Annotated in this window: 10 protein-coding genes; 3 read left to right on the forward strand and 7 right to left on the reverse strand. The window is 64.5% G+C overall.

Features of this window, described 5'->3' with window-relative positions; all coding sequences use genetic code 11:
* Positions 1-42: 42 nt before the first annotated feature.
* From glxR to gcl, 4 genes are all read right to left on the reverse strand, one after another.
* Positions 43-954: a 2-hydroxy-3-oxopropionate reductase gene (gene glxR / locus TK49_RS02220; RefSeq protein WP_045785249.1), complete on the reverse strand. Its 912-nt coding sequence runs from the start codon at positions 952-954 to the stop codon at positions 43-45.
* A 529-nt stretch (positions 955-1,483) separates the two neighbouring features.
* The gene (locus tag TK49_RS02225; protein WP_045220114.1) at positions 1,484-2,749 is read right to left on the reverse strand and encodes an IS256 family transposase; all 1,266 of its coding nucleotides are present in this window, start codon (positions 2,747-2,749) and stop codon (positions 1,484-1,486) included.
* A 231-nt stretch (positions 2,750-2,980) separates the two neighbouring features.
* Positions 2,981-3,763, reverse strand: a complete 783-nt coding sequence (gene hyi / locus TK49_RS02230; protein ID WP_045785250.1) for a hydroxypyruvate isomerase — start codon at positions 3,761-3,763, stop codon at positions 2,981-2,983.
* Positions 3,764-3,806: 43 nt separating this feature from the next.
* On the reverse strand, positions 3,807-5,582 hold the full coding sequence (gcl, locus tag TK49_RS02235; protein ID WP_045785251.1) for a glyoxylate carboligase: 1,776 nt from the start codon (positions 5,580-5,582) through the stop codon (positions 3,807-3,809).
* 350 nt (positions 5,583-5,932) lie between these two features.
* On the opposite strand from gcl, the gene TK49_RS02240 reads away from it, so the two are divergent.
* Positions 5,933-6,844, forward strand: a complete 912-nt coding sequence (locus TK49_RS02240; protein WP_045785252.1) for a LysR family transcriptional regulator — start codon at positions 5,933-5,935, stop codon at positions 6,842-6,844.
* A 13-nt stretch (positions 6,845-6,857) separates the two neighbouring features.
* Here the strand turns inward: TK49_RS02240 and TK49_RS02245 are convergent, their stop codons facing one another.
* From TK49_RS02245 to TK49_RS02255, 3 genes are read right to left on the reverse strand one after another with little or no spacing between them, the layout of a single operon-like run.
* Complete coding sequence (locus TK49_RS02245) at positions 6,858-7,445, reverse strand: IMPACT family protein (RefSeq protein ID WP_045785253.1); 588 nt, start codon at positions 7,443-7,445, stop codon at positions 6,858-6,860.
* 6 nt (positions 7,446-7,451) lie between these two features.
* On the reverse strand, positions 7,452-8,147 hold the full coding sequence (locus tag TK49_RS02250; RefSeq protein ID WP_045787702.1) for a GntR family transcriptional regulator: 696 nt from the start codon (positions 8,145-8,147) through the stop codon (positions 7,452-7,454).
* A gap of 37 nt (positions 8,148-8,184) precedes the next feature.
* Positions 8,185-9,525, reverse strand: a complete 1,341-nt coding sequence (locus TK49_RS02255) for a C4-dicarboxylate transporter DctA (RefSeq protein WP_045785254.1) — start codon at positions 9,523-9,525, stop codon at positions 8,185-8,187.
* A gap of 322 nt (positions 9,526-9,847) precedes the next feature.
* Here TK49_RS02255 and alc point away from each other — a divergent pair, with 322 nt between their 5' ends.
* Positions 9,848-10,858: an allantoicase gene (gene alc, locus TK49_RS02260; protein ID WP_045785255.1), complete on the forward strand. Its 1,011-nt coding sequence runs from the start codon at positions 9,848-9,850 to the stop codon at positions 10,856-10,858.
* On the forward strand, positions 10,855-11,382 hold the full coding sequence (locus TK49_RS02265) for an ureidoglycolate lyase (RefSeq protein ID WP_045785256.1): 528 nt from the start codon (positions 10,855-10,857) through the stop codon (positions 11,380-11,382). The genes alc and TK49_RS02265 overlap by 4 nt, the downstream gene beginning before the upstream one ends.
* Positions 11,383-11,472: the final 90 nt, after the last annotated feature.

Here is an 11,472-nt window from a genome sequence, read left to right on the forward strand (position 1 = left end):
CCGCCCGAAGGCTGCGACAGTGCACACAACTTAGGCGCGCATTCAGGCGATGTCGTGGTTCGACATGATCTCGATCGCGCGGCACAGCGCCGAATGGTCCTGCTTGCCCAGGCCGTTGGCGGCGCAGGTGTTGAACAGTTCCTGCGCGGTGGCCGTGTTCGGCAGCGCCACGCCCAGCGTCTTCGCCCCTTGCAGCGCCAGGTTCAGATCCTTCTGGTGCAGCTCGATGCGGAAGCCCGGATCGAACGTACGCTTGACCATGCGCTCGCCGTGCACTTCCAGGATGCGCGAGGCCGCGAAGCCCCCCATCAGCGCCTGACGCACCTTCGCCGGGTCGGCGCCGGCCTTCGATGCGAAGAGCAGCGCTTCGGACACGGCCTGGATGTTCAGCGCCACGATGATCTGGTTGGCCACCTTGGTGGTCTGGCCGTCGCCGTTGCCGCCCACCAGCGTGATGTTCTTGCCCATCAGCTGGAAGAGCGGTGCCACGCGATCGAACGCAGCCTGCTCACCGCCCACCATGATCGTCAGCGATGCGGCCTTCGCGCCCACTTCGCCGCCCGACACCGGAGCATCCAGGTATTGCGCGCCGAGCTTGTTGATGCGGGCTGCGAAGTCCTTCGTCGCGATCGGCGAGATCGAACTCATGTCGACGACGATCTTGCTGGCAGCAGCGTCCTTGCCGGCATCCTTCAGCGCCTTGGCGACACCCTTCTCGCTGAACAGCACGGCTTCAACGTGCGGGGTGTCCGGCACCATGATGAAGATGATGTCGGCACGCTTGGCGACTTCCTCTGCGCTCGTGCAGACCGTCACGCCGGCTTCCACCAGCGCGGCGGGTGCCGGGTTGACGTCGTGCACGAAGAGCGTGTGGCCGGCGGCGCGCAGATGACCTGCCATGGGGGCGCCCATGATGCCGAGGCCGATGAAACCGAGGTTGAGATTGTTTGCCATGGTGAGGGATCTCCTTGGTTTGGATGTGTTGGTGGTTTGCTTGTTTGACCCTTGGTGGTTCATCTCCCTTTCACCCCCTGCCGGGGGCGACTCACTTTCTTTGTCTTGCCAAAGAAAGTAAGCAAAGAAAGGCGCGCCCGAGATGGCGACACCCTCCTTGAATTTGTGTAACCGGGCGGGGAAGGAGGCAAACTCGCTGCGCTCAAACAGCCTCCTTCCTTTTTCCGCCCGCTTACACAAATTCAAGGCGCCATCTAGGGCAGGGTACGGCCACACAATCTGTGTGCTGTCCTAGGTGGCTCTTGTTTGTTGCTGTGTTGCTCGCTTTGCTTCGCGTTGTGCTGCTGGTTCCTGCTGCAGTCGTGGTCGATGGTTTGGCCGTTGACTTTGTTGCCCTAGATGGCGCCTTGAATTTCTGTTGCAGGGAGGAAAAAGGAAGGGAAACTGTCTGAGCGAAGGGGGCTGTCTGAATTTTTGTGTTCAAGGCTTTTTATTCGGGCTGCCGTTTCAGACGAGCCCGGTGGACATATTACGCGGCCGGTCGTGTAAAGCGCTCCCCATAGGCGATGGCGAACTGGTTCATGGCGTCTTTCCACTGCCTGGCTGCTCGGCCCCAGTCAGCCGTGATGTTGCGCAAGGCCAGCCACAGCAGCTTGGTGGCGGCATCATCGCTGGGAAAGTGCCCCCGCGTCTTGATGATTTTGCGCAGCTGACTGTGCAGGCTCTCGATGGCATTGGTCGTGTAAATCACCTTGCGCACCGCCGGGCTGAACGCAAAAAACGGAATGACGCGCTCCCAGGCCCGGCGCCAGGCCGCCACCACCGTGGGAAACTTCTGCCCCCAGGGACCAGCTTCCAGGGCATCGAGTTGGGCCGCTGCGGCTTCTGCGCTGGGCGCCGTGTAGATGGGCTTGAGCGCCGCTGCCAGCGCCTTGCGGTCCTTCCAGCTGGCATAGTCCAGGCTGTTGCGGATCAAGTGCACGATACAGGTCTGCAGCGTCGTGGTCGGAAACACCGCCCCAAGCGCCTCGGCTATGCCCTTGAGGCCGTCGGTGACGGCAATCAGGATGTCGGCTACACCACGGGTCTTCAGATCGTTGAACACCTTCATCCAGAACTTGGCCCCCTCGGTGTTCTCGATCCACAGGCCCAGGATGTCGCGGGTGCCGTCGGGCAGCACGCCCAGCGCCAGATAGATGGCCTTGTTGCGCACCACGGCATCCTCGCGGATCTTGACCCGCAGACAGTCGAAGAATACGACCGGGTACATCGGCTCCAGCGGGCGTGCCTGCCAGGCGGTGACCTCGGCCATTACCTCATCCGTGACGCAACTGATGAATTCAGGACTGACCTCGGTGCCGTACTGCTCGGCCAGAAAGCCCTGGATCTCACGCACCGTCATGCCCCGCGCGTACATGGCTACGATCTTGTCGTCAAAGCCGGTGAAACGCCGCTCGTGCTTGGGGATCAGGATGGGCTCGAAGGAGCCTGCGCGGTCGCGCGGCACTTCGATGCGCAGCGGCCCGTCCTGAGTCAGCACCGTCTTGGCGGACTTGCCGTTGCGCTGGTTGGCTGCATCCTCGGGGCGGGCGCTGCCGGGCGGGTAGCCCAGGTGGTACGACAGTTCTGCGCCCAGCGCCCGCTCGATCAGCGCTTTCTTCAGCGCCATGGTGGTGGCGTTGATCTGTTCGGCCGTCATCGGCGTGGTGCCGCCGGTCAGTTGTTCAATGAGTTCGTGGGGAATAGACGGCAGCGCCGCCGTGCCGGCTGCCGCCGGTTTCTTCTTGCTTGGCATAGATGCTCCTTTCCAACATGCTATGCCTCAAACACAAAATTCCTGACAGGCTCGAGCGAAGCGAGTTTTTCCCTTCCCCTCCCTGCGACATAAATTCAAGGAATCCTTCGCCATCTCGGGCGCGCCTTTCTTTGCTTACTTTCTTTGGCAAGACAAAGAAAGTGAGTCAGCCCCGGCAGGGGATGAAACAAGGGATGCACCACCGGAGCAAAACCAAACCGAACAAAAATCTCAGCCAACGTTGTGAGCAGCCCGCCAGCCGAGACCCTCAACCGTCCCAGCCTTAGGCTTGTACTCACACCCAACCCACCCCGTGTACCCAATCTCATCCAACCAACGGAACAGGAACTGATAGTTGATCTCCCCAGTCCCCGGCTCATTGCGCCCAGGGTTGTCCGCCAGCTGCACATGCTTGATCTTGTCCAGATGGCGCTTCAGCGTGCCAGCCACTTCGCCTTCCATCCGCTGCATGTGATAGATGTCGTACTGCACGTACAGGTTGGACGCGTCCACGTCGTTGATCAGGTCCAGCGCCTGCTGCGTGCGGTTCAGGTAAAAGCCCGGAATATCGAACGTGTTGATCGGCTCGATCAGCAGATCAATCTTCTCGGCCTTCAGTGCCTTCGCCGCAAACTTCAGGTTCTCCACCAGCGTCTTGCGCGCCGCGTCTTCGCTCACACCTTCGGGACGGATGCCCACCAGGCAGTTGAGCTGTTTCACGCCGAGCACCTTGGCGTACTTGATGGCTTCGCCCACGCCGTCCTGAAACTCGCTCACGCGGTCCGGCAGGATGGCGATGCCGCGCTCGCCGCCGTCCCAGTTGCCGGCCGGCAGGTTGTGCAGGACCAGGTCGAGCTGGAAGCGGTTCAGGCGATCGGCAATCTGGTCGGCATGAAACGCGTAGGGAAACAGGAACTCCACCCCGCGAAAGCCCGCACGCGCGGCGGCTTCGAAGCGGTCGAGGAAGGCCTGTTCGTTGAACAGCATGGTCAGGTTGGCTGCCAGCTTGGTCATGGTTTCTCCTTGTATCGGACGGTGAGGGAATGGCGCGCCGTCTTTATGCGGTGACGCCTTCGGCTTCCGTGAGGGTGTCTTCCAGGTCGAGCACTTCTTCAAACTCGACCACGTTGTCGATCTCCGTACCCATCGCGATGTTGGTCACGCGCTCGAGAATCACTTCCACCATCACCGGCACCGAGAACTCCGCCATCAGCTTGCGGGCCTGCGCAAAGGCGGGTTCGATGTCTTCGGGCTTGAACACGCGGATCGCCTTGCAACCCAGGCCTTCCACCACCTTCACGTGGTCGACGCCGTAGCCGTTCAGCTCGGGTGCGTTGACGTTGTCGAAGGCGAGCTGGACGCAGTAGTCCATGTCGAAGTTGCGCTGCGCCTGGCGGATCAGGCCCAGGTACGAGTTGTTCACCACCACGTGGATGTACGGCACCTTGAACTGCGCGGCCACCGCCATCTCTTCGATCATGAACTGGAAGTCGTAGTCACCCGAGATGGCCACCACGTCGCTGTTGGGCGAGGCCACCTTCACGCCGATGGCGGCGGGAATCGTCCAGCCCAGCGGGCCTGCCTGGCCGCAGTTGATCCAGTGGCGCGGCTGGTTGACCGACAGGAACTGCGCAGCGGCGATCTGCGACAGGCCGATCGTGCTCACGTAACGCACGTCGCGCGGGAAGTACTGGTTCATCTCGCGGTACACGCGCTGCGGCTTGATGGGCACGTTGTCGAAGTCGGAGCGACGCAGCATCGTGCGCTTGCGCTTCTGCACGTCGGCGTTCCAGCTCTTGCGGCACGGCAGCTTGCCGGCGGCCTTCAGCTCGCGGGCGACTTCAATGAACTTCTCCAGCGCTGCCTTGGCGTCCGAGACGATGCCCAGGTCCGGACCGAACACGCGGCCGATCTGGGTCGGTTCGATATCGACGTGCACGAACTTGCGGCCCTTGGTGTAGACGTCGACGCTGCCGGTGTGGCGGTTGGCCCAGCGGTTGCCGATGCCGAACACGAAGTCCGACGCCAGCAGCGTGGCGTTGCCGTAGCGGTGCGACGTTTGCAGGCCGACCATGCCGGCGTTGAGCGGGTGGTCATCAGCCAGCACGCCCCAGCCCATCAGGGTCGGGACGACAGGCACGTTCACCAGCTCGGCAAACTCGACCATCAGCTGGGCCGCATCGGCGTTGATCACGCCGCCGCCGCACACCAGCAGCGGGCGCTCGGCCTGGCACAGCATCTCGATGGCGCGCTCGGCCTGCGCACGCGTTGCCGCGGGCTTGTAGACCGGCAGCGGGCTGTACGTGTCGGGATCGAATTCGATCTCGGCGACTTGCACGTCGAACGGCAGGTCGATCAGCACCGGGCCCGGGCGGCCCGAGCGCATCAGGTGGAACGCCTGCTGGAACACGCGCGGCACCAGCGCCGGCTCACGCACGGTGACGGCCCACTTCGTGACCGGCTTGGCGATCGATTCGATGTCGACAGCCTGGAAGTCTTCCTTGTACAGGCGTGCGCGCGGCGCCTGGCCGGTGATGCAGAGGATGGGAATCGAATCTGCCCAGGCCGAGTACAGGCCGGTGATCATGTCGGTGCCGGCAGGGCCCGACGTGCCGATGCACACGCCGATGTTGCCGGCCTCGGCACGGGTGTAGCCCTCGGCCATGTGCGAGGCGCCTTCCACGTGGCGGGCTAGCACGTGGGCGATGTTGCCGTTCTTGCGCAGGGCCGAGTACAGCGGGTTGATGGCGGCACCCGGCACGCCGAAGGCGGTGGTGATGCCTTCTTTCTCCAGCACCGCAACGGCGGCGTCGATTGCTCTCATCTTCGGCATGGTGGTGTGTCTCCAGGAAGGGGAAGGTGGGAATACGTTGGGGCTGATCCTATTCCCGCATGCCGATACCGATAAACGCAGGTTTCGTCAGTTGATTGCTAACTTTGTATATCGAATGCTCTCGCGTGGCGCAGCAATGCCGAAGCCGTGTCACCGCCGAGGACGCCAGGATTCATGCCGCTTTCAGTTGATTTGCTGCGGCGCAAAAAGAGCGATGCAGGACCACGCCTCGCATCACTCCGCACACACCGATTTTTTCCATTCGTCACAGGTGATATGCGCTGAATAGGCGCAATCCGCGTACGGAATGCTCACTAGAATGGCGTGACATTGCGAACTGGAATGATGGAATGGACAAGCTCAAGCAGATCGAGGCGTTCATCGCCGTGGTGGAGCACGGCAGCATGGCCGCCGCCGCGCTCACGCAGGACGTGACGCCCGTCATGATCGGGCGCCGCATCAACGCGCTCGAAGCCAGGCTGGGCGTGAAGCTGCTGCACCGGTCCACGCGGCGCATTGCCGTGACCGAACAGGGCGCGGTCTTCATGGAGCAGTGCAAGAAGGCGCTGGGCGAACTGGACCGCGCAGAACTGCTCGTCGCCGAGGGCCGCCACAAGGCGACGGGGCACCTGATCGTGTCGGCGCCGGCCGCGTTTGGGCGCAAGCACGTCGCGCCGCACGCGCCGGATTTTCTGCGTGCCAACCCCGACGTGCGCATCTCGTTCAACCTGACCGACCGCGTGGTCGACCTCGTGCGCGAGGGCTACGACCTCGGCATCCGCATCGGCGGGGCCATCGATCCGAACTTCGTGGCGATCCGGCTGGCTTCGAACAAGCGCGTGGTGTGCGGCACGCCGGCGTATTTCGCCAAGCACGGCGTGCCGCGCACACTCGACGACCTGGCCAAGCACAATTGCCTCGCCTTCAACCTGCAGGGCGGCCAGCAGCGCGGCTGGTATTTCCAGCAGAACGGCAAGGCCGTCACCGTGAAGGTCAGCGGCAACCTCGACTGCAACGACGGCGAACTGCTGCACCGCTGGATGGGCGAAGGCCTGGGCCTGGGGTGGCGTTCAACGTGGGAGATCCAGCCGGAACTCGAATCCGGCGCGCTGATGACCGTGCTGGATGACTACGCGCTGCCCGACTACGACATCCTCGCCGTGTACCCGCAGCAGCGGCCGGTGCCTGCGAAGATCCGGTTCTTCATCGAACACCTGAAGGCGGTGTTTGCGCAGCCGGGGTATTGGTCGCGGGCGGGGTGAGGCGCGCTCAGCGTCACTCGGCGATGACGACGCGTCCCTGCGTCAGGTCCCGCAGCGTCGCACGCGCAGCCGCCTCATCGGTCACGGGCAAGCGCACGGTGAGCGCAACGCCGGCATCGTAAGCCGCCTCGACCAGCGCATAGCCGCCTTCGTCGACCCACCGCCGGATGCGCGCCTCATCGGCGTAATCGGTGACGAGCGTGAGCGTGGTGCTGGCGATGCGCTCCACGCGCTCGGCCTGCATGAGCGCGGTGGCGATGGCATCGGTGTAGGCGCGCACCAGGCCGCCCGCGCCGAGCTTCACGCCGCCGAAGTAGCGCACCACGGCACCGAGCGTGCCGTCCAGGTCGTGGTGGCGCAGCACTTCGAGGATGGGGCGGCCTGCGGTGCCGGAGGGCTCGCCATCATCGGACATCCCCGACTGGCCGCCGGCCAGCAGCGCCCAGCAGACATGCGTGGCAGTCGGGTGCTCGGCCCGCAGACGCGCGACGACGTCCATGGCAGCGGCGCGGTCTTCGACCGGCACAGCCCATGCGATGAAGCGGCTTTTCCTGATGTCCAGCTCGGCCGACACCGGCGCGCGCAGCGTGTACGTCGGCACGCGCGCTCAGGCCAGCAGCGCGGCAACGAGGTCCGTCGCGCGGCCACCCGGCGATTCGAACTTCAGCGACGCCTCGGTGTGCGCCATGTGCTCTTCCATCAGGGCGATGGCACCTTCCACGTCGCCGCGCTTGGCGGCTTCCAGAAAGGCGGTGTGCTCTTCGGACGAGCGCACCGCATCGTAGGTGGATTGATACAGCATCGTGATGACCGAGCTGCGGGCGGAGAGCTCGCGCAGCATTTCCTTGAGCACGCTGTTGCCGACCACGTCGGCCAGCAGCAGGTGGAAGTCGGCCATCAGGCGGTTGCGGCGCGGGACGTCCGCCAGGTTGGCGCTGGCCGCCACCCTGTGCTCTTCGGCCAAGTGCTTTTCGAGCCGCGCATAGTCGGCCGCCGTGGCCTTGGCGATGAACTCGCGCGCCAGTGCCACTTCCAGCACGCGCCGTACGGCAAAGACTTCGCGGGCCTCGGTCTCATCGGGCTTGGCGACGAACGCGCCGCGATCCGGCTCCATGCGGATCAGCTTGTCTTTGGCCAGCATCAGCAGCGCGGCACGAATCTTTGTGCGGCTGACGTGGTAGACCCGCGCCAGCGCCTCTTCGCGCAGCTTGGTGCCGGGCGGCAGCCGATGCGCGACGATCGCCTGTGCGATGTCGTCGGCAATGCCTTCGGAGGAGATGTCGGCGGCGGTGGTTTCGGTCATGGCGCCGATTTTACCGCCGTCCGACAGGCGTGCCGCGTCAGGCATGCGGCAGCGTGGGCGCACCCGGCGCCGCGATGCCATGGCCGTGGGGGATCGCCTCGCCCTCTTCGGTGATGTCGATCTTGCCGTCGAGCACGTCGTTCGCGCGCACGCGGTCGATGTCCTTTTCCCACGCGGCGATCACCACCGTGGCGACGCAGTTGCCGATCAGGTTGCCCAGGGCGCGGGCAATGCCGATGAACCAGTCGACGGAGAGCACGAGCACCAGCCCGATCGCCGGAATGGCGGGAATGACCGACAGCGTGGCCGCCAGGATCACGATGGCCGAGCCCGGAATGCCGTGCGCACCCTTGGACGTGATCAGCGCCACGGCCAGGATCAGCAGCAGGTCATGCATCGACAGCGGCGTGTTGGTCGCCTGCGCGATGAACACGGCGGCCAGCGTCAGGTAGATCGAGAACGCATCGAGGTTGAACGAGTAGCCCGTCGGGATGACCAGCCCCACCACCGAGCGCTTGATGCCCATCTTCTCCAGCTTGTTCATGATGGACGGCAGCACCGCGTCGGACGATGCCGTGCCCAGCACCACCAGCAGTTCGGCGCGCAGAAAGCGGATCAGCTTGAAGATGTTGAAGCCCGCCACGCGCAGGATGGTGCCGAGCACCACAAACACGAACAGCGCCACGGCCGCATAGAACAGCAGCACCAGGAAGCCCAGCTGCTTGAGCGAGCCGGCGCCGTACTTGCCGACGGTGAACGCCACCGCGCCGAGCACGCCCAGCGGCGCCAGGCGGATGATCACGGCCATCATGCGGAACAGCACGTGCGAGAGCTGATCGATCAGGTTGACCAGCGGCTTGGTCCGCTCACCCAGCAGCGACAGCGCGCAGCCGAACAGGATCGACACCAGCAGCACCTGCAGGATGTCGCCCTTCACAAAGCCGCTCACGAACGTATCCGGGATCAGCTTGAGGAGGAAGGCGGCCACGCCGGTCGATTCCACCTGCTTGGCGGTGTCCATGTACGACGCCATGGCGGCCGGATCGAGCGTCTTCGGGTCGACGTTCATGCCGTGGCCGGGGCCGAACACGTAGGCCAGGCCGATGCCGAGCGCCAGCGCAATCGTCGTGACGATCTCAAAGTAGATGACGGCCTTGCCGCCCACGCGCCCGACCTTCTTGAGCTCGCCCGCGCCGCAGATCCCCACCACCACGACGGAGAAGACGATCGGCGCGATCAGCATCTTGATCAGCTTCAGGAAGCCGTCACCCAGCGGCTTGAGATGCTGCGCGAAGTCGGGCGCCCAGATGCCCAGCGCGATGCCCACCGCGAGGGCGATCAAAACCTGCCCGAACAGCGGGCGCGTAAAGCGTTGCATGGTGAATCCTCCTTTGGATTTCAGGTGTCTTGGGCGCCCGTTTCGTCTATCGCGATTGTCGGGAAAGCCCTGTCGCGCTCGCTGCATCGCACAAAGTTGTCGCGCTGGATTGTTGGAGCGTTCACGGCATCATAGGCGATCCAATTTTTGTATGCAATTTTTGAATTCACATGCTAGGATGACCCGCATGCAGTCGGCAATGCCCTGCGCACCTGGCCCACATGCTGCACCGTCGGCCCGACCTCTCGTATTGCAGTTGTCCGGCAGTTCGCCGATCGGGGCCGCCGTATACCATCCAGAGACCGATCCCAAGGAGACCCCCATGGCGATGCCTACGCTCGATCCGAACGCTCCCGACTTCACGCGCCGCTATCCGAACCTGGCGGACCCTCGCCTGGGCGCTGAAGCGACGTTCGCCACCGACGAGTTCTTTGCACCGAAGAGCCGCATGCTCAATCCCGAACCGGCAGTGTTCATCCCCGGCAAATACGACGACCACGGCAAGTGGATGGACGGCTGGGAAACGCGCCGTCGCCGCAACGGCGGTTACGACTACTGCATCGTCCGGCTGGCCCGCCCGGGCGTCGTGAAGGGCGTGGACATCGACACGAGCCACTTCACCGGCAATTTCCCGCCGGCGGCGTCCATCGAGGCCGCCTACGTGGCCGACGGCGAGCCGACCGATGCCACGCAATGGACCGAGATCGTTCCCTCGACCACGCTGCAGGGCAACAGCCACGCCTACGTGGCCGTGACCGACCCGGGCGCGTACACGCACCTGCGCCTGAACATCTTCCCGGACGGCGGCATCGCGCGCCTGCGCGTGTATGGCCAGCCGCAAGTCGACTGGAAGGGCGCGGACCGGACCCAGCTGTTCGATCTCGCCGCGATGGAAAACGGCGCCTACGTGGTCGAAGCGAACAACGAACACTTCGGGCCGGCCTCGCGCATGCTCATGCCGGGCCGCGGCGTGAACATGGGCGACGGCTGGGAGACGCGCCGCCGCCGCGAGCCCGGCAACGACTGGTGCATCATCGCGCTGGCGCACCCGGGCCGCATCCGCAAGATCGAAGTCGATACGGCGCACTTCAAGGGCAACTTTGCCGACCGCGTGTCCATCCAGGCCGCGCGCGTGGTGGGCGGCACCGACAGCTCGCTCAAGACGCAAGCGATGTTCTGGCAGACGCTGTTGCCCGAGCAGAAGCTGCAGATGGACCTGCAGCACTACTACGAAGCGGAGATCGCCGACATGGGCGTCGTCACGCACGTGCGCTTCAACATGTTCCCGGACGGCGGTGTGTCGCGCCTGCGCCTGTGGGGGGTGCTGGAATGAGCCAGGACGCCATCGCGCGCATTGCGCTGACCATCGAGCCGCTCACGCGTGAAGCCTTCGCCCCGTTCGGCGATGTGATCGAACTCGAGGGCGCCAAGCAGTTCCCGATCAACCAGGGCACCACCACGCGCTTTCACGACCTCGCCAACGTGGACGTGGGGGAAGGCGGCCGGGCGCTCATCAACCTGTTCCGCGGCCAGCCGCGCACGCTGCCGTTCGAAGTGAAGATGCTGGAGCGCCATCCGCGCGGCAGCCAGGCCTTCATCCCGCTGAACGACAAGCCGTACCTGGTGGTCGTGGCGCCTGCGGGCGGGCTTGATCCGTCCAAGCTGCGCGCCTTCGTGTCGCGCGGCTGGCAGGGCGTGAACTACGCGCGCGGCGTGTGGCATCACCCGCTGCTGGCGCTGGAGCAGGTCAGCGACTTCATCGTCGTCGACCGCGGCGGCGAAGGCCACAACTGCGACGAGCAGGATCTGCCCGAATCGGTATGGCTGACCGAAGAGGCCTTGCGCGCCGCGCAGTAGCCGCCTCGCCGTCCGCACCATCCTGAGCCCCCGTACAACGGGGGCTCAGTCACTTTGAACGTCCTTCGCCAATACCGATACGGAGACATC

Origin of the sequence: Ralstonia mannitolilytica (assembly GCF_000954135.1) — a bacterium.
GTDB lineage: Bacteria > Pseudomonadota > Gammaproteobacteria > Burkholderiales > Burkholderiaceae > Ralstonia > Ralstonia mannitolilytica.